The 15,323-nt window shown below is 69.9% G+C and carries 27 protein-coding genes; 7 read left to right on the plus strand and 20 right to left on the minus strand.

All coding sequences use genetic code 11. The features are described from left to right. Nucleotides 1-2 precede the first annotated feature (2 nt). The 18 genes from VET29_RS40780 to VET29_RS40865 form a co-directional block, all read right to left on the minus strand. Nucleotides 3-518 carry a hypothetical protein gene (locus VET29_RS40780; protein WP_324931758.1) on the minus strand — a complete coding sequence of 172 codons (516 nt, stop codon included), beginning with the start codon at nt 516-518 and terminating at the stop codon, nt 3-5. Next, nucleotides 505-927 carry a hypothetical protein gene (locus VET29_RS40785; RefSeq protein ID WP_324931761.1) on the minus strand — a complete coding sequence of 141 codons (423 nt, stop codon included), beginning with the start codon at nt 925-927 and terminating at the stop codon, nt 505-507. Before VET29_RS40785 ends, VET29_RS40780 begins: the two co-directional genes overlap by 14 nt. Then, nucleotides 920-1,633: a hypothetical protein gene (locus tag VET29_RS40790; protein ID WP_324931764.1), complete on the minus strand. Its 714-nt coding sequence runs from the start codon at nt 1,631-1,633 to the stop codon at nt 920-922. Before VET29_RS40790 ends, VET29_RS40785 begins: the two co-directional genes overlap by 8 nt. Beyond that, nucleotides 1,630-2,127: a hypothetical protein gene (locus tag VET29_RS40795; protein WP_324931767.1), complete on the minus strand. Its 498-nt coding sequence runs from the start codon at nt 2,125-2,127 to the stop codon at nt 1,630-1,632. The genes VET29_RS40790 and VET29_RS40795 overlap by 4 nt, the downstream gene beginning before the upstream one ends. Continuing rightward, nucleotides 2,124-2,306 carry a hypothetical protein gene (locus tag VET29_RS40800; protein WP_324931769.1) on the minus strand — a complete coding sequence of 61 codons (183 nt, stop codon included), beginning with the start codon at nt 2,304-2,306 and terminating at the stop codon, nt 2,124-2,126. The genes VET29_RS40795 and VET29_RS40800 overlap by 4 nt, the downstream gene beginning before the upstream one ends. Further along, nucleotides 2,306-2,941 (minus strand): hypothetical protein, encoded by a 636-nt coding sequence (locus VET29_RS40805; protein ID WP_324931773.1) that lies wholly within the window; start codon nt 2,939-2,941, stop codon nt 2,306-2,308. The genes VET29_RS40800 and VET29_RS40805 overlap by 1 nt, the downstream gene beginning before the upstream one ends. Next, the gene (locus VET29_RS40810) at nt 2,938-3,300 is read right to left on the minus strand and encodes a hypothetical protein (protein WP_324931776.1); all 363 of its coding nucleotides are present in this window, start codon (nt 3,298-3,300) and stop codon (nt 2,938-2,940) included. Before VET29_RS40810 ends, VET29_RS40805 begins: the two co-directional genes overlap by 4 nt. Next, on the minus strand, nt 3,300-3,560 hold the full coding sequence (locus VET29_RS40815) for a hypothetical protein (protein WP_324931779.1): 261 nt from the start codon (nt 3,558-3,560) through the stop codon (nt 3,300-3,302). Before VET29_RS40815 ends, VET29_RS40810 begins: the two co-directional genes overlap by 1 nt. After that, on the minus strand, nt 3,557-4,168 hold the full coding sequence (locus VET29_RS40820; protein ID WP_324931782.1) for a putative metallopeptidase: 612 nt from the start codon (nt 4,166-4,168) through the stop codon (nt 3,557-3,559). Before VET29_RS40820 ends, VET29_RS40815 begins: the two co-directional genes overlap by 4 nt. Further along, nucleotides 4,165-4,455: a hypothetical protein gene (locus tag VET29_RS40825; RefSeq protein ID WP_324931785.1), complete on the minus strand. Its 291-nt coding sequence runs from the start codon at nt 4,453-4,455 to the stop codon at nt 4,165-4,167. Before VET29_RS40825 ends, VET29_RS40820 begins: the two co-directional genes overlap by 4 nt. Further along, nucleotides 4,452-5,222 carry a hypothetical protein gene (locus VET29_RS40830; RefSeq protein ID WP_324931788.1) on the minus strand — a complete coding sequence of 257 codons (771 nt, stop codon included), beginning with the start codon at nt 5,220-5,222 and terminating at the stop codon, nt 4,452-4,454. The genes VET29_RS40825 and VET29_RS40830 overlap by 4 nt, the downstream gene beginning before the upstream one ends. Further along, entirely contained in the window at nt 5,219-5,566 is a 348-nt protein-coding gene (locus VET29_RS40835; protein WP_324931791.1) for a hypothetical protein, read from the minus strand. Before VET29_RS40835 ends, VET29_RS40830 begins: the two co-directional genes overlap by 4 nt. Beyond that, nucleotides 5,560-5,721: a hypothetical protein gene (locus VET29_RS40840; RefSeq protein ID WP_324931794.1), complete on the minus strand. Its 162-nt coding sequence runs from the start codon at nt 5,719-5,721 to the stop codon at nt 5,560-5,562. Before VET29_RS40840 ends, VET29_RS40835 begins: the two co-directional genes overlap by 7 nt. Beyond that, nucleotides 5,714-5,851: a hypothetical protein gene (locus VET29_RS40845; RefSeq protein WP_324931797.1), complete on the minus strand. Its 138-nt coding sequence runs from the start codon at nt 5,849-5,851 to the stop codon at nt 5,714-5,716. The genes VET29_RS40840 and VET29_RS40845 overlap by 8 nt, the downstream gene beginning before the upstream one ends. Beyond that, a complete protein-coding gene (locus tag VET29_RS40850; RefSeq protein WP_324931800.1) occupies nt 5,848-6,345 on the minus strand; it encodes a hypothetical protein in 498 nt (165 codons plus the stop codon). The genes VET29_RS40845 and VET29_RS40850 overlap by 4 nt, the downstream gene beginning before the upstream one ends. Nucleotide 6,346: 1 nt before the next feature. Further along, nucleotides 6,347-6,481 (minus strand): hypothetical protein, encoded by a 135-nt coding sequence (locus VET29_RS40855; protein ID WP_324931804.1) that lies wholly within the window; start codon nt 6,479-6,481, stop codon nt 6,347-6,349. Between the two features lie 102 nt (nt 6,482-6,583). Then, nucleotides 6,584-6,847, minus strand: a complete 264-nt coding sequence (locus tag VET29_RS40860; protein WP_324931807.1) for a helix-turn-helix domain-containing protein — start codon at nt 6,845-6,847, stop codon at nt 6,584-6,586. Next, entirely contained in the window at nt 6,844-7,140 is a 297-nt protein-coding gene (locus VET29_RS40865; RefSeq protein WP_324931810.1) for a helix-turn-helix transcriptional regulator, read from the minus strand. The genes VET29_RS40860 and VET29_RS40865 overlap by 4 nt, the downstream gene beginning before the upstream one ends. Before the next feature lie 286 nt (nt 7,141-7,426). Here VET29_RS40865 and VET29_RS40870 point away from each other — a divergent pair, with 286 nt between their 5' ends. From VET29_RS40870 to VET29_RS40885, 4 genes are all read left to right on the plus strand, one after another. Next, entirely contained in the window at nt 7,427-7,864 is a 438-nt protein-coding gene (locus tag VET29_RS40870) for a hypothetical protein (RefSeq protein WP_324931813.1), read from the plus strand. 192 nt (nt 7,865-8,056) lie between these two features. After that, nucleotides 8,057-8,458 (plus strand): hypothetical protein, encoded by a 402-nt coding sequence (locus VET29_RS40875; RefSeq protein ID WP_324931816.1) that lies wholly within the window; start codon nt 8,057-8,059, stop codon nt 8,456-8,458. Further along, on the plus strand, nt 8,437-9,675 hold the full coding sequence (locus VET29_RS40880) for a hypothetical protein (protein ID WP_324931819.1): 1,239 nt from the start codon (nt 8,437-8,439) through the stop codon (nt 9,673-9,675). Before VET29_RS40875 ends, VET29_RS40880 begins: the two co-directional genes overlap by 22 nt. A 482-nt stretch (nt 9,676-10,157) precedes the next feature. Further along, nucleotides 10,158-11,663, plus strand: a complete 1,506-nt coding sequence (locus VET29_RS40885) for an alpha/beta hydrolase (RefSeq protein ID WP_414636742.1) — start codon at nt 10,158-10,160, stop codon at nt 11,661-11,663. Nucleotides 11,664-11,763: 100 nt separating this feature from the next. Here the strand turns inward: VET29_RS40885 and VET29_RS40890 are convergent, their stop codons facing one another. After that, entirely contained in the window at nt 11,764-12,456 is a 693-nt protein-coding gene (locus VET29_RS40890) for a hypothetical protein (RefSeq protein ID WP_324931825.1), read from the minus strand. A 32-nt stretch (nt 12,457-12,488) separates the two neighbouring features. Here VET29_RS40890 and VET29_RS40895 point away from each other — a divergent pair, with 32 nt between their 5' ends. The 3 genes from VET29_RS40895 (at nt 12,489) to VET29_RS40905 (ending at nt 14,472) form a co-directional block, all read left to right on the plus strand. Beyond that, nucleotides 12,489-13,028 carry a hypothetical protein gene (locus VET29_RS40895; protein ID WP_324931827.1) on the plus strand — a complete coding sequence of 180 codons (540 nt, stop codon included), beginning with the start codon at nt 12,489-12,491 and terminating at the stop codon, nt 13,026-13,028. Between the two features lie 215 nt (nt 13,029-13,243). Next, entirely contained in the window at nt 13,244-13,609 is a 366-nt protein-coding gene (locus tag VET29_RS40900) for an STAS domain-containing protein (RefSeq protein WP_324931830.1), read from the plus strand. A gap of 71 nt (nt 13,610-13,680) precedes the next feature. Then, entirely contained in the window at nt 13,681-14,472 is a 792-nt protein-coding gene (locus VET29_RS40905; RefSeq protein ID WP_324931833.1) for an endonuclease/exonuclease/phosphatase family protein, read from the plus strand. 44 nt (nt 14,473-14,516) lie between these two features. Here the strand turns inward: VET29_RS40905 and VET29_RS40910 are convergent, their stop codons facing one another. Next, entirely contained in the window at nt 14,517-15,260 is a 744-nt protein-coding gene (locus VET29_RS40910) for an EI24 domain-containing protein (RefSeq protein ID WP_324932091.1), read from the minus strand. Between the last annotated feature and the right edge of the window lie 63 nt (nt 15,261-15,323).

Here is a 15,323-nt window from a genome sequence, read left to right on the forward strand (position 1 = left end):
CATCACGACTCCCGGCAGAAGGGCCGGCCACACCAGTCGCGGGTATGGGCATGCGTGTACGGGCAACCGTGGTTGGGCGTACCGGCCGCGGCACCGTCCTCACGCGACCGGCCCGCCCACGACTCCGTCTCCGAGTAGGACTCGCGGTACCGATCGCCGGCCTTCCGCAACGCGTCGCGGATCGCGCGCTGCTGCTCGGTCGGCAGGTGGTCGATCTCCGGGAAGTGGCCGCCCATCGTCAGGCCGAAGAGGAACGCGCCGGCCACCCTGCCGAAGTGCTCGGCGTGATTGGCGGCCTGCCGCAGCGCGTCCGCGAGCTTTCGGGCCTCGGCCGGAGTGAACTCGCCGTCGGCGTGCTCCATGCGGATCACGCCCCGGCGAGCGTCCGAGACCGCGGTCACCCACCCCTGCCACGGATCGTCCGGATCCGACTCGCTCTCAACCGTGCACCACCACTCGGCGACCGCCTCATCCTCGCCGATGGTGAACCTGCCCGGCTCCCGCTCAGTGGCAGCCATACGAGCACCCCTCGCGGTCGCCGTTCTCGTCCATCCATTGGTCGTGGTCGTCGACCGACTGACAGCCCGGGCCTTCGCAGACGCGCTCGTTCAGGCCGCAGTCGCAACCGCCGCACTCCACGCAGTCGTCGCCACGGTCGCAGTACTCCTCGTGCTTGACCGGACCGGCCGGCGAGACCACGCCACCGTCCGCCGGCGGCGGCGTCGCAACGTCGCCGTGTTCGACCCGGCAGTCCGGACAGTCGGCCGCCGAGACGCTGCTGTCCATCGGACACGGCTTCGCCGGGTGGCAGAACGGGCACGTGGCCTGGTTCTTGCACGCGGAGTCGATGTGCCCGCGCTGGTCGCAGCCGAACATGGAGCACAGGTCGTCGTGGTTGCAGTGCGGGCCGTAGACGAGGTCAGCCACCGGACACCTCCGACAGGAATGCGGGCCGCAGCGGCACCTCGACGTCGTCGTTGTCGCTCGCGCTCAGGTGCGTCGCCGCAGCCCACTGCACGGCCTGCTTGCGCTGCTCCCTCGACCAACCAGCCGCCTGCTCCGCGGTGACGCTGACGCCGGCGATGCCCAAGAAGTCGACCACCAGCTGAGCCGCGGGGTTCCCCAGCGAGTCCTCGTCGCCGCCCTCGACCACTTCCCGCGTGTGCGACCGCAGCTCGCCGACCCCGTCCGGCAACGTGATGTGCTCGTACAGCGGGATCTCCACCCCGGGGGCGTCGTCCGGGGCGCCGACCGGGTGCCAGGTGAGCACGTGCTCGAACCACTTCGGATCCGCGAGCGCGGCGTCGAGCCGCTGCGCCAGCTGGTCGTCTACGTCGACCTCGGCGGCGCGGGCCCGCGCGGTGCGGACCAAGTTCTCGCCAGCCAACCCGATCATGTTCGTGATCACGGTTGCCGGCGTCTGCCCGCCTGCGGCCAGATCCATCACCGACGCCGCGGCGACCACCAACGCCTTACCGACCGTCTCCATGTCCAGCGTCATGTCGAAGTCCGCGCGGAACCCGTCGGCGATCTTGTCCGCCAGCCGGGCCGTCTCGACCATGATCGGGTCATCCATCGCCCGCGCCTCGGCGCACACGGTCAACCCGTTCTCGATGTCGAAGGGGCGGGTCATGCTGCACTCCTGATGCGGTCCAGGTTGGCCGCGAGACCGCGGCGCTTCTCGGGAATGGGGGTAGGGGTCGGCGGCTGGTCGTCCGGACGTAGGACCACCCACAGGCCTCGGTAACGCAGCGGTTCGACGGCCGGGTCTGCATTGGGCTTTAGGTGCCAGCCGAGCACTCCGGCGCTGTTCGGGTAGTCGCCGATCCAGGCGTGGCACTCGACGCAGACGTGCATGCCGTTCTGCGGTGCCCAGCCACCGCCCTGGCCCTTGTTCACGCGGTGGTGCCAGTGCGCCGCCCGGCGCTCCCCGCACGCCTCGCAAATGCCACCCGAGCGAGCCCGGGCGACCTTCTTGCCGGCACGCTCCTCCGACGACACCTTCGGCCGGGACGCCTTGATCGCCCGCGACTTCAGCCCCGCCTTCCGCTGCAGCCCCACTCGTCGCGTCAGAGGCACCGTCTGCCGCAGCGCGACCTTCCGCACAAGACCCTTGCGTCGGTTCATGACGAGACCGCCCGCCGGCGAGCCTGCGCGGCCTCGACCCTGTCCGAGAACAGCTCATGTCCGTCCCCGTCGTGCTCCTCCTTGAACAGCCGCTCGATGCCCAAGGCCGTTTCCAACGAGGACGAGGAGACGATCAGCTCGCCGCCGCAGCGGCAGTACGTCGACAGCCTGATCGCCATCACCGACCACCGCCCTCGATGAGCTGACGCGCGGCGTCGTAGAGGTCCCACAGGTCGCGCCTGCCGCCGTTGCGGTCCGGGTGCACCTCACGGGCGCCGAGCCGCAGCAGCGATGCGTCGTTCACCCCGTCCTCAGCGGACACCAGACTGCGCAACCACTCGCGCGCCTCGTGCGCCGACGCGAACGCCGGCTTGGACGGCGAGGCCTCGATCGCCCGCCAGCCCGCGTACTGCTCGCCCCGGCCGGCGATGCCGTACCGGTCGAGCTTGCGCAGCGCCTCGAGGCCCAGCGCGATCGCGCGCAGGTTCACCTGCCAGTCGACATCCGCGTACCAGCGGCCCTGGAACTGGTCGCACGGGTAGGTCAGGTCACCGGCCGTCGACGAGCGGAACGACAGGGCGACACCGGGGTGCAGCACCTGCGCCCTTGCCCGCAGCATCCCGTCGCGACGGACGTCGGCCGCGCGGGCGACGACCCGCACCGCGACCGCACCGACGACACCGAGGTGCTCCAGCTCGTCCTCGAGGAGCCGCAACGTGTCGTCGAACTTTGCGCGGAACGGGTTGGTCTTCCGACTGCCGGCCGTATCCCGATAGGGCCACGACGCCATCGGCTCGATCTGCCACTGCATCATCGATCACCACCCTCACCGTCGAGGTAGCGCCACTCGATGCGCGTGACCTCTTCGTGGGACTGGATGCGCTGCGCGCGGGTGAAGAAGTTGAGAATGAACTCGCCGCAGCCCATACCCGGGAAGCCCTCGCGAGCCACCTCATCCGGGGTGATCTCGCTGAGGCTCTCGCGACGGACGCTGACCACCTCGACGTCCACGATCCGCTCCAGCGGCTCGCCCTTCCTGCGGCCCATCACCTTGCGGCACAACGTCAACCGGTCACCCGGCTTCAGGTTCCGCCAACCGAGCCGACGCGTGACCGTCTTCGTCCGGGCGCGAACAGCGTCCTCGGTGAATGCCACCGACATCAGGCGCGGCATCAGGCACCGTCCTCAATGGTGAAGTCCGGCCCACCGTGCGCGGCCAACAACTCCAGCGCGGCGCGGCCGGCGTTGTGTCGGCGCACCTGGTTACGGATCCGCTTGCCGACCTGCAGCTGCTCGATGAGCGGCGAGCCGCCGGCGAACAGGTTGATCAACCGGGACACGTCGTGGGCGCCCTCGACCACCAGCACCACCACCGGGTCCGGCGGGAAGCCGTCCGTGTTCGGCTTGTCGTAGGCGCGGGACTCGTAGCTCACTCGGCACCGTCCTGGTCGTCGTCGAGGTCGACGCGCTCGGTGCTCGCCGACGCGCCCGACCGGCCGACGAGCAGGCCGGTGCCGGTGCGCAGTACGTCGCCGGCCGAGCCGGCGTCGATGGGGAACGCCAGCTGCGCGCTCTTGGCCACCTGGGTGAACTCGGCCACCGACGGGCGCCACAACCCGTGGCGCTTCACGACCTCGGTGAACTCCTCCAAGTCGTGCCCGCGCAGCGACAGCGTGCGGTCCTTGTCGCTGTCCTCAGGGAGTTCGACCTCGAGGTGGCACAACTCGTGGTCGACCAGCGCGATCCGCTGGCGCTCGGTCAAGCCCTGCCACGGGTCGTAGGCGATCTCGATCAGGAAGAAGTCGACCGGGCCGTCGTCGTCCAGCCGGTCGTTGTGCTCCAGGCCGACCAGGTAGGCGGTACGCCCCGAGACCTTGGACGCCTTCCCGTAGACCAGCCGGCCGTGCGAGCGGGCCGCCGGATCGCGGAACAGGCACCGCACCCGCACGTCGTGCCGGTTCAGGTGCTCGTGGTGCTTGCCGATCAACTTCCGGGCGATCTTCTCGACCTCCGGCGCCCGCCAGTACTCCGTGCCGCTCACTGACTCGCTCCAATCAGGAAAGAGAACGCGACGAACAGCGAGGCCAGCAGCACGCCGGACTTCGGGCCGCCGTCCTCGCGGCAGTACCAGCGGGCGACCGTGCTGACCGTCCACGCCAGCCACTCGCGCCGCGGCGGCCGCCGGTGGCGCGTGACCAGCCGGTGCCGCGGCGCCGGCTCCGGCACGCGGGCCGCGAGGTGGTGTGCGGCCACAGCCGCCACGACGAACGCCACCACGGCCACGACCGCCGCCACCAGCAACGCGGTCGCCCGCGCGCCCGGGGTCACGACCCACCGGCCTGGTGGGCCAGCGCCTCGTGCTGGCAGAGGTCGACGGCGTCGATCGCGTAGTACGTGCAGCCGTCCACTTCGCACGGCAGCGGCGTCGGGGCCGGGTGCTCATCCGAGTCCGCCGCGCCGTCCTGGCAGGCCACGCAGTCCAGGCACTTCAGCTGGGCGTGCGGGTGCGGGCCGTGCGCCGGGCACTCACCATCCGGGCCCGGCGCGATCAGGGCGCGTTCCAACGCGTCCTCGTCGAGCGGCTCCGCCGGCGCACGGTCGGGCTCGACCTGCCCCGACAGCTGGTCGATCTGGCACCACGGGCACCGGTGCTGGACACCGTTCGACGGGGCGTACCAGCCCGTGTGCAGGCCCACCGGACACCGCTGCTCGGTCAGCGTCCGGAACCGCTCGGCGTCCGGCAGCGCCTCCCACAGCTCGGTGCGCAGACGGTGCGCCACCACCGCCCTGGCGTGCGCCAGCCCGGCCACCCAGGCGGCCTGAGCCGCCACCTCCATCGACGTCGCCATCGCCTTGGCCAGCGCGGCGCCGGCCTGCCCCAGCTGCAGCCGCGCGTCCGCTAGGTCGTGCGCCTGCTCGGCCAACGTGGGCGCCAGGTAGTGCGCCACGAACACCGCCTCACGGCCCGCCGGCGCCTCCGCCAGCACGTGCTCGATGCCGGCCACCACGCCCCGCATCTCCACGGCCGGCAGCACCCGCCTCATATTCACCGGCGCCGGGACGTCGGCGAGGTCGCCGCTCATCACCTCGGTCATCGGGGAGCACCTCCGAACCGGTCAGCGATCGTGATCCGGAACGCGGGCTTCTCCTCGACGGGCGCGGTCTCGGCGACCGGCACCAGCTCGGCGCCGAGGAACCCGCCTGCCCGCGTGTGCGTCGCCAGATACGACACGTCCGCGTCCCGGTCGGCGGCCAGGACCTGGTACGCCTCATAGGCCGCGTCGGCGACGTACCGCGGGGCGAACGCCACCGTCACCCCGCTCCGGGACGCGGTCGCGATCGCGTTGCCGTTCCGCGCCGAGAGCAGGTCCCGGTACCAGCGCACCACCGTGCCGTCGTTCGTTGCCGGCAAGACGAGCACCACAAGGTCACTCAGCACGCCTGACATCTCGCCACCTCGCTCTCGGCAGTCGGGCACTCGCCACCGGTCAGCGCGCAAGCCCCCGTGCTCGGCGGCTCCGGCTTCGGCTTCGGCGTGCCGCGCTCGATCTGCTCGTCCTCGTAGCGCTTCAGCCACGCGGGAACGTCAACCACGACGACCACCGCCCCCGCGACCCCACGCCGCCAACGCGCCCGCCACGAACAGCAGCAGCGCCACCAGGCCGACGACCCAGAGCCCCACCGCGTAGTCCTCCGGGAACTGGCGCACCATCGCCGCGATCACCGGGACACCGCCTCGTCGATGTTGTCGAGCACGGGGTCCGGGGAGTTGCTCTGGGCCGGTCGCAGCTCAGGGCCCGGCTTCACGACCGCCTGCTCGGCGTTGACGTGCGAGGTGAGCCGCAACAGCAGCTCGACGGGGAACGCCTCGCCCTCCCGGATTGGGATGTGCGCCGCCAGGGAGTCGGTCTCGTTCGGCCCCAGGACCGCGACAACCTTGACCTGCACGTCGTCGGTCATCTGCCCGAACAGGTACACGTGCGACCCGCCCTCCGAGGAAACGGAGTTCACGCGCACCGAGGTGCCGGCGAGCGTCAGCGCCCACGCGGCCAACATCGCCAGGAAGTCCCCGTCCCCGAACGGGTACGGCTGCAGCTTCAGCTCGCCGAACGACACGGTGATCCCGGACATCGTGGCGTCGAGGTGCGGGTGACGGTTGAGGTGACCCTGCAGCACCGAGAGCAGCTGACGCGGAGTGGTCTCGTTGTAGGCGTCCACGTCAGACCTCCTCGTCATCGGTGAGCGCGGCGCGAGCCGCGGGCGCGAACGCGTCGATGAAGCGCTCGTCCTCGGCCACCTCGGCGGGCGTCGGCACCCTTTCGTCGATCGGGTCGGTACCCTTGGTCTCGGCCATGGGAGGTCTCGTCTCCTTGGGTCACGCGGGTCGGCGATTCCAGCGCCGGCCCGCACTTTTGTTTGTTGATCACTTCTGGGGTCACAGGTCTCCCCCGCTCGGTCACTCGCCGAGCTGCACGGTGTCGCCGGTCCGGGCGAGAAACGCGAGTACCGACGCGTGCGGCACCACGTGGAGCCGGCCGACGGTGATCGCCTGTAGCTCGCCGGCGTGGATGAGTTCGAGCACGACCTCGTATCTGAGGCCGGTCAGCGCGGCGACCTCGCGCGGGCGGTACGCCATGCGTTCCGGCATGCGGCCCGCCTTCTTCAGTGCCTTCACTTCGCTCTTCAGCTGCTCGATCGCTTCGACGATGGCCGCGCTCATGACGTCTCGACCAGTTCGGCCTGCGGCGGGTCTGAGCGGTCGGGCTCAGGCGGGGCCAGCTGCTCCTCTGGCGGCTTGCCCGGGACGTCGGATTCGCCGTTGAGGTACTCCTCGCTGCAGCGGAAGTAGCGAGCGGCGCGCAGGATCACTCGCCTCGAGGCGATGTGACGGGGGTTGGTCTCGATGTTCTGGTACGTGCGCTTGGCGAGGTCGAGCGCCTTGGCGACGGTGGCCTGGTCGGCGTCTCGGTTCTCCCGGAGGGCCTTCCACCGATAACCCGGAACTGGTGGCATGCGCACTACTCTGCACTCTGCTGCACTCAATGTCAACTACTAACAGACTTCAGTGCACTCAACTACGGGTTGTGGTTGTGCATGTCAGTGCATTACAGTGCATTGCATGAGCGGAACTGGGTGGCGGGGGGACAGGCGATCGTTGAGCAACCGAATACGACAGGTGGTCACATGCACTGCAATGCACGACAATGCACTCGTGCCCCCTTCCCAGGCGACGACGAGTGACTACACGCAGGAGAGTCGCGACATCCTCGGTCGCGCCGTACAGCGGGCCTGCGACACCATGGAGTGGACGTGGGACGACCTGGCCGAGCACGCCAGCATCAGCCGGACCAGCGTGGCCAACGTCATCCGAGGGCAGCCCGGGGTCGGCCGGAAGGTGCTTGAGGCGGTCGGTCGCGCCGTGCCCGGTTGGACCGAGGACACACCGTGGGAGGTGTTGGCCGGCGAACCGATCCCGCCGGTCGTCACGTCAGATGAGGCCGTAACGCTGACACCCCCCACCGAGGAGTCAGTCGCCAACGGCGACGGACAGACGTCCAATCGAGACAAGGTCAAGTTCGGCATGTTGACCGAAGCCGTGCGATCGCTGAACGTGATGATGCCCGACACCAAGGGGATCGCACTGACCGAGGACATCTACAGCCTGATGCAGAAGCAGCACCAGGTGGATGCAGAACGTGACCGCTTGGCCGCCCGACAGTCCACAGAGAACTCCTAATGGTCGGTGTAACCGCTCACATGCTGTCCGTTATGGACTGTCCACAGTCACCCTTTCGGGGGGTAATAAATCACGCAAAGGTAACACAACGGTAACGTGCCGGTATTTTTGTTAATGCAATCACTCGATAGGTAGACAAGGGTCATGCCACCTCCTGCCTGGGAAAACGATCACCTCACCGGGGAGTTGCTCATGATGCCTTTGTCCGTGCGGGTGGGATCGATCGTCGCAGTGCCGGCCGGGGCGGCCATCGCGATGTTCTTCCTCACCGCCTCCGAAGACGGACCGTCCGCGGGAAGGTTGTTCCGGTCGGGACTCGGGTTCGTGATCGTCGGACTCCTGCTCGCCTGGGACGCCTGGAACTCCCACCGCATCCGCAACCTGGAGCTCGAGCTCGAGGTCTCCAAGCGGGTCACGGTCGGATCAGTGAAGAAGCTCAGGGCTTCCGTCCAGGACCTGCGAGACGACGTTGCGCGAACCAAGGCACTCACCGAGCGACGGCTGATGGAGCTGGAACACCGTGACCCGAGCGACCCTCTGCACAAGATGGTGTTCGGAAATGGAGAAGATCGATGGCCGGGAGACCGCGCCTAGACATCGGCACCTACGGAGAGATCCACACCAGAGAGGTCAGACCCGGACTGTGGGAAGCGCGGGCCCGGTTCAGACTCCGCAACGGCCGGTACGTCCGCCCTCGGCGCCGGGCGAGCGGCGAGAACGACAAGCCGGCGATCCGCGCCCTCAAGAAGCACATGGCGGCCCTCGCCGATGAGGTCGCCGGCAAGAAGATCAACGGAGACACCCGGCTCGGCCACGTCATGGACCTGTGGCTCGCCGACTTCGCCGAGAAGGTGGCGAACGGAAGACGGGCGCCGAAGTCGCTGGACGACTACCGAGACACCGTCGACAACCATCTGAAGCCACGCCTGGGGGAGCTCGCGTGCCGTGAAGCGGACAACGCCGGCCTGGTCGACGAGACGCTGAAGGACATCCGCAGAGCCTCAGCCAGCGCGACCGGCTCGCGCGGCAACAAGCGCGGGACCACCGGCACCGCGGGCATGAAGCGGGCGCGCACCGTTCTGTCGCAGGTCTGCGGCTACGCAGTCCGGCACGGCGCGATGCGGACCAATCCAGTCCGGTCCGCCGAGGCCATCGAAGGCGACCAAGCGGAGGTTCTGGCCCTCGAGCCGGCGCAGCGGGCTGACTTCCTCGCGAAGCTCACCGAGTGGGTCGACAAGAAGCTCGACGGGAAGAACCGACTCGGCCCGCGGGCGCGGGCATGGGTCGACCTGACCGACGTCGTCGTGGCCGAGCTGTCCACCGGATGTCGGCCAGGCGAGGTGCTCGCTCTCATCGGTGACAGCGTCGACCTCGCCGCGGGCAAGATCGTCGCCGATCATCACCTGATCCGCGTGAAGGGCGAAGGCCTGCGACGCGTGCCGAACCGGAAGGGCGGAAGGCCGGCCGTCGAGCCGGCGATCACTTCATGGGCGCTGCCGATGTGGCGCCGCCGCAAACTCGAGTCGGGAGGTGGCCCACTGTTTCCGACATGGAACGGGCAGTGGATGGACCCGTCCAACCTGTCGAAGCGGATCGCGGAGGTGTGCTCCGAGATCGGCTACGGATGGGTGTCGTCGCGGATCCTGCGACACACCACCGCCACCCACATCGTGGACTCCGGTCTCTCGTCGGCGGACGCCGCCGACGCGCTCGGCAACACCATCGAGGTGATCGAGAAGAACTACCGACGGAAGCAGCGGAGCAACCCCCGCGTGGCCGGGGCGCTGGAGTCGCTGATGGATGCCCAGTGATCGAACTAGTGGTCCACTTATGGTCCGTAAACTACCCGTCACAACACCGGTCAACACCGCGACTAATCACTGATATGCGCAGGTCAAACGATTAAGAAGGGTCAACACTGTGAGTTTCCTGAGACGCTTTGGGTCGCAGGTTCGAGTCCTGCCGGGGGCGCACAGTTTGGCCTGTTCAGACGCCTTTTCGGGTGCGCTTCGTGACGCGTGTCGTGACGGCCGCCCTCGCGCGCCTGGGGTGCCCTCAGCCGCGGCAGGACGGTCATCCGCCATGTACGTCTGCCATATGCGTCTGCACCGGCGGGAAGCGCGATCGGTCGGTGCTGCCCGGGCCTGGATTCTCGAAAATCGATCTTCGATGGCAACGTGGGAGCGCGTCGGCGCGTTTGAGGAGTGAGGGTTTCACTCGAATCGTCGCCGAATCGGAGGATTTCCACTTGTCCAGAGTTCTGACCGGTCGTGGTAGGCGCGCGGTGGTCACGATGTTGTGTGCCGCGTTCGCCCTGCCGGGGGTCTCGGCCGGCGCCGCCTCGGCTGCGGAAGCCGTGACGCCGAAGCTGTCCTGGGCCGACTGTGCCGATGGGTTCCAGTGCGCGAAGGCCGAGGTGCCGTTGGACTACGACCAGCCCACCGGGGCCAAGGTCGAGTTGGCCGTGATCAAGCTGCCCGCGTCCGACCAGGCCAAGAAGATCGGCACGCTGTTCGTGAACTTCGGCGGTCCCGGTGCTTCCGGGTTGCAGCGCCTGCGGGAGCGCGGCAAGTGGCCGTGGCTGTTCTCGGCGGAACTGCGGTCCCGGTTCGACGTGGTGTCGTGGGACCCGAGGGGCATCGGGCAGAGCACGGCCGTGCGGTGTTTCGACACCCTCGCCGACCAGCAGGCGTTCTTCGGGTCGTTCCCCGAGATGCCCGGCGATCCGAGCGGTGAGGCCGCGTTCTACGCCAGCTCGAAGGAACTCGCGGACCGGTGCCAGCAGAAGGCCGGCAACATCCTCGAGCACGTGTCGACCGCGAACACCGCGCGCGACCTCGACATGCTGCGACGTGCGGTCGGCGACCAGAAACTGACCTACCACGGCATCTCGTACGGCACGCACCTCGGCGCCGTCTACGCCAACCTGTTTCCGAACCGGATCCGGGCGATGGTGTTCGACGGGTCGATGGACTTCGTCGGCAACGCGACCGGGCACGACGGGACGGGCACGACCGTTCCGCTGGACACCAGGCAGGATGTTCCGCGCGGGATCGCCGAGACCTTCGGCCAGTTCCTGCGGCTCTGCACCGAGGCCGGGTCGGACTGCGCGTTCTCCTCGGGCGACCCGGCGGCGAAGTGGGCCGCGATCATGGCACGGGCGAAGCAGGGCCCGATCACGATCCAGGGCGACGACGGCCCGGAGACGTGGACCTACTCCGCGATCGTGAACACGGCCGGTGACCTGTCGTCACTGAGCGGCTGGCCGGACATCGCGACGCTGCTGCAGCGACTCTACGACGCCAGGAACTCCGTCGCCGCCACGCAGCGGACCGCCCAGGGCGAGCAGTACACCTCGAACCGCACCGAGGCGTTCAACGCGATCCAGTGCACCGACAGCGACTTCCCCCGCGACCCGGCGGTCTACAGCAGGTACGCGCAGTCGGAGGACCAGCGGGTGCCGTACTTCGGCCGGATCGGCGTGCTGGACATGATGAGCTGCGCCTACTGGCAGTCCAAGGACACCGACCGGTACACGGGTCCGTGGAACCGCTGGACCTCGGCGGAGATCCTGGTGATCAACAACAGGTACGACCCGTCGACGCCGCTGCACGGCGCTCGGGACGGTGCCGCGGAACTGGCGCGGGCACGGGTGTTCGTGACCGAGGGGTACGGGCACTCGTCGATGCTGGCACCGAGCACCTGCACGGAGCAGGTCAAGCGGAACTACCTGATCTCCGGGACGTTCCCGGCGTCGGGCACGGTCTGCGGGATCGACGCGAACCCGTTCGCCAACTGAGAAGTGCCGCGGGAGGTGCGCGGGTCGTCTCGGCGGCCTGCGCACCTCCCGCGGCATGGTCGGCCGGCGGGTGAGGAAGAGGGTCAGGCGCGGACCACGGCTATCGCGACGACGAGCACGACGGCGACCAGCAGCGCGCCGAGCGGCTGGACCTGGAGGCCACGGCGGGTGTGGCGCCATCCGTTGCCGTTCTCCTGTGCCGCGCTGGCGTCGAGGAACTCACGTTCCGTCGCCGTGGAGACCACCGCCGTTCGGCGGGTGCGCTGGCGATCGTCAGGCGGACACCGGAGTAGAGGGTGCCCGGGTCCCGGTCGTGGGTCCGCCACACCAGCGCGGCGCCGGTCAGGTCGCGGTGCACGCGCAGGCCCTCGGGGTCCGCCGTGAGCCACTCCCGTAGCCGCGGCCACGCGCCGGCCAGCGCCTCGTGTGCCAGCTCCACCGTCGACTCGCCGACCACCACGACCCGCGCGGCGGCCAGCGCGTCGACCACCGTCGCGGTCTCGGCCGGGTCGCCCGCGGCGAGTACCTCGGACAGCGGCGCACGCCGGCGCGCCTCGTGCTCGCCGCCGGTCACCAGCCGCAGCAGTACGCCGCGTGCCACCACCTGGGCGTGTGGGGTCAGGCCGGCGTAGACGCGTTCCGCCGCCGCGACGACCGGTCCCGCCAACCCGCCGGCGGCGCGGTACCCGTCGAGCGTCAACCGGCCGTTCTCCCGCCGCCGCCACGTCTCCAGCAGGGCCTGCGACAGCAACGGGACCGCACCCGCCTGGCCCGGCACCTCGGTCAGCGCCACCGACACCAGTCGGCATCAACTCGCGGGGCGACGTGGTCGGCAACAGCATCGGTGACGGCTGGCGCCCGGTCGTGTGGCCCGCGAACCGGCCCGGCACCGTGCGTGCGCTGCCGCTGCCCGCCGGGCTCCCGAACGGTGCCCTGGCCGCGGGCATCGACGAGGACGGCTCGGTGGCCGGTGTCCTGTCGCCGTACCCGCCCGGCACGCCGTACCTGTGGCCGGCCAGGGGGATCCCGCACGCGCTGCCGGTGCCCGCCGGCAGCGAGGGTGGCACCGCGGACGCCATCCAGGGCGGCATGGTCGCCGGCAACGTGTTCGCGGGCAACGCGACCAGGCCGGCGCTGTGGAACCTGGCCACCGGCGGCTTCACGCTGCACGAGGCCGTGGATACCGGAGCGGTGTCGGTCAACGGCAGGGGGACCATCGGCGGCGGGGGCGCGATCATCCACGCCGACGGCCGCGTGCCGACGCTGCCCTCCAGGTCCGTCGTGTACGCGGTGGCGGACAACGAGGTCGCCGCGGGCACGACCGCCGACTTCACCGGCCAGGCGGTGCGCTGTCTCGGCTGCTGAACGGGGTCGGGGTGAACCCGCCGGGTCCCGGCCCGGCGGGTTCACCCGCTGTCTCGAGTGGACGGTGTGGCGTGGACCCTCCCGGTGACCGCGCACGTCGCCGTTCAGGTTCGTGGGCGATCGTCCGCCGGCTCGCGCGTAAACTGTGTCGTGGTGAGGAGCCGACCGGTGCCACGCCGGCACGACATCGGGATCCGTGAGAGGGAGAGGGCTCGATGAGTGTTCCCGAGGGACCGGAGACCGCTGTCGTCTCGACGGTCACCGTGGAGGTCGTGCGAGCCGGCGAGGCCGTCGTGCTCGTCGTCGCCGGTGAGGTCGATCTGCTGACCGCGCCCGAGGTCGAGTCCGCCATGCTTCGCGCGCTCGACCAGCGGCCGGACGTGCTCGTCGTCGACCTGCTTCGGGTGACCTTCCTGGCTTCGGCCGGGTTGGCGGCCCTGATGAAGGCACACGACGCGGCCGCCACCACCCGGCTGCGGGTCGTCGCCGCAGGTAGTGCCACGCTGCGGCCCCTGGAGATCACGGGGCTGACCGCGCCACTGGCCGTCTTCGCCACCCGGGAGGAAGCCCTGCGGGCCTGATCGGTCCGGGGTTTCGGCGCGATCAAGCCCGGGAAGACCCCCTGCACGTTGTTGACCGAGTAGGGGCTCACATGGCTGGCGAGACGTCTCCGCGGCCGACCATGCGCGTGGTCACCTTCAACGTGCTGACCGCCGGTGACGCGGACGGGCCGGTCCGCCGGAAGGCGCTTCGCCTGCCGGAGCTGAACGCCGACGTCATCGCGTTGCAGGAGGCCGAGGCCGGCCTCCTGGGCCCGGAGTTCACGGTCGTCGACCTGCCCGGCTCGGGTGAGTGTCTCGCCACCCGGTGGGAGTTGGCGGCGGTCAGCACGCTGGACGAGCCGATCGGGGCCCTGCGGGCGACCGCGGTCGCCGCCGAGGTGCGGTCGCCGCTCGGGTCGGTTCTGGTCGTCCACCATCGCGGGACGTTCCAGCTCGACCTGGAAGCCGTGCGAGAGCGGCAGGTCGTCGCGACCGCCCGGTTCGTCGAGGAGTTGACCGGTCCGAGCGTGCCGGTCGTGCTGCTGGGCGACTTCAACGCCGCGCCGGACGCGGCCAGCATGCGGTTCCTGACGGGCAGGCAGTCCCTGGCCGGGATGAGCGTGGGTTACGAGGACGCCTGGGCGGCAACGCATCCCGACGATCCGGGGCACACGTTCACGCCACGCAACCCGCTGGTCCGGGCCGGGCAGATGCCGCTGGAACGCGGCAGGCGCATCGACTACGTCCTGGTTCGCAGCGGGCCGCACGGACCGCTGCTCGACGTCGCCGACTGCCGCCTCGTCGGCACCGAACCGGTCGACGGCGTCTGGGCGAGCGACCACTTCGGGGTGCTCGCGGACCTCGTGCCGCCCGGTCATCCGCCTGGCGAGTGGGGGCGATGACGTCGATCTCGATGATCGGTCGGCGCGCGGCGAGAACAGCTCCCCTAGGCACGCGACTCGAGCACCTCGTGGGCGACGAGCACGCCGCCGGTGAAGGCGACCGGCATGACGACGATGGCGGCGAGCGGGATCATGCAGAGCAGCGTGGCGGGCAGGCCGAGCCCGAGGGCCAGCGTGCGGCGCTTGGCGAGGATCGCCCGGCGCTGGCCTAGGTCCATCCCGCGCCGGTAGAACGAGACGGCGACCAGTTCCAGCGCGAGGAACCACGAGGTCACCAGCGCCAGCAGGACGGGCACGACGGTCTGCCCCACCACGGGGACGAAACCCGCGACGAGCAGGGGGACCGTGTACACCAGCGACCGCAGGACCAGCGCGAGGCCGTCGCGGATGCCCAGCCACAGCAGGCGCCACCACGACAGCTCCGTCTCGACGGGTGGGCCGTCCAGGTAGTCCTCGACCTTCTCCGCGATGTGCTCGTAGAACGGCCCGCCGATGGCCAGCGTCAGCGCCGAGAAGCTGATCACGCCCACGACCAGCGCCCCTGCGACGAGCGCGACACCCGCCGCGAGCCGGACGGCCGACCGCAGCCCCGCCGCCCAGTCGTCGGCGAACGGGGTGACCCACGCGGCCAGGTCGTCGGCCCAGTAGACGAGTGCGACCATCCCGCCGAGCAGCAGCAACGTGGTCAGCACCGCCGGCAGCATGCCGAGCCACAGCAACCGGGGCGCCCGGAGCAGGATCGTCAGCCCGCGTCCGAACAGCCGCACACCCGTCAGGAAGTCCCGCACGTGGTACTTACTACCAGCGCCCACCAGGGACAACGCCACCGGTCCCACTGCTCGTCCTGGCCG

The sequence above is a fragment of the Actinophytocola sp. genome (assembly GCF_035634895.1).
In the GTDB taxonomy this organism is placed as follows: domain Bacteria; phylum Actinomycetota; class Actinomycetes; order Mycobacteriales; family Pseudonocardiaceae; genus Actinophytocola.

What these genes read in the sequence shown, in the direction of transcription:
- VET29_RS40860 (WP_324931807.1), bottom strand. Translation starts at nt 6,847, where the DNA reads ATGAGCGCGGCCATCGTCGAAGCGATCGAGCAGCTGAAGAGCGAAGTG.
- VET29_RS40795 (WP_324931767.1), bottom strand. Translation starts at nt 2,127, where the DNA reads ATGAACCGACGCAAGGGTCTTGTGCGGAAGGTCGCGCTGCGGCAGACG.
- VET29_RS40830 (WP_324931788.1), bottom strand. Translation starts at nt 5,222, where the DNA reads ATGACCGAGGTGATGAGCGGCGACCTCGCCGACGTCCCGGCGCCGGTG.
- VET29_RS40865 (WP_324931810.1), bottom strand. Translation starts at nt 7,140, where the DNA reads ATGCCACCAGTTCCGGGTTATCGGTGGAAGGCCCTCCGGGAGAACCGA.
- VET29_RS40780 (WP_324931758.1), bottom strand. Translation starts at nt 518, where the DNA reads ATGGCTGCCACTGAGCGGGAGCCGGGCAGGTTCACCATCGGCGAGGAT.
- VET29_RS40800 (WP_324931769.1), bottom strand. Translation starts at nt 2,306, where the DNA reads ATGGCGATCAGGCTGTCGACGTACTGCCGCTGCGGCGGCGAGCTGATC.
- VET29_RS40900 (WP_324931830.1), top strand. Translation starts at nt 13,244, where the DNA reads ATGAGTGTTCCCGAGGGACCGGAGACCGCTGTCGTCTCGACGGTCACC.
- VET29_RS40805 (WP_324931773.1), bottom strand. Translation starts at nt 2,941, where the DNA reads ATGATGCAGTGGCAGATCGAGCCGATGGCGTCGTGGCCCTATCGGGAT.
- VET29_RS40855 (WP_324931804.1), bottom strand. Translation starts at nt 6,481, where the DNA reads ATGGCCGAGACCAAGGGTACCGACCCGATCGACGAAAGGGTGCCGACG.
- VET29_RS40790 (WP_324931764.1), bottom strand. Translation starts at nt 1,633, where the DNA reads ATGACCCGCCCCTTCGACATCGAGAACGGGTTGACCGTGTGCGCCGAG.
- VET29_RS40885 (WP_414636742.1), top strand. Translation starts at nt 10,158, where the DNA reads ATGTTGTGTGCCGCGTTCGCCCTGCCGGGGGTCTCGGCCGGCGCCGCC.
- VET29_RS40905 (WP_324931833.1), top strand. Translation starts at nt 13,681, where the DNA reads ATGGCTGGCGAGACGTCTCCGCGGCCGACCATGCGCGTGGTCACCTTC.
- VET29_RS40880 (WP_324931819.1), top strand. Translation starts at nt 8,437, where the DNA reads ATGGCCGGGAGACCGCGCCTAGACATCGGCACCTACGGAGAGATCCAC.
- VET29_RS40810 (WP_324931776.1), bottom strand. Translation starts at nt 3,300, where the DNA reads ATGCCGCGCCTGATGTCGGTGGCATTCACCGAGGACGCTGTTCGCGCC.
- VET29_RS40875 (WP_324931816.1), top strand. Translation starts at nt 8,057, where the DNA reads ATGATGCCTTTGTCCGTGCGGGTGGGATCGATCGTCGCAGTGCCGGCC.
- VET29_RS40870 (WP_324931813.1), top strand. Translation starts at nt 7,427, where the DNA reads ATGGAGTGGACGTGGGACGACCTGGCCGAGCACGCCAGCATCAGCCGG.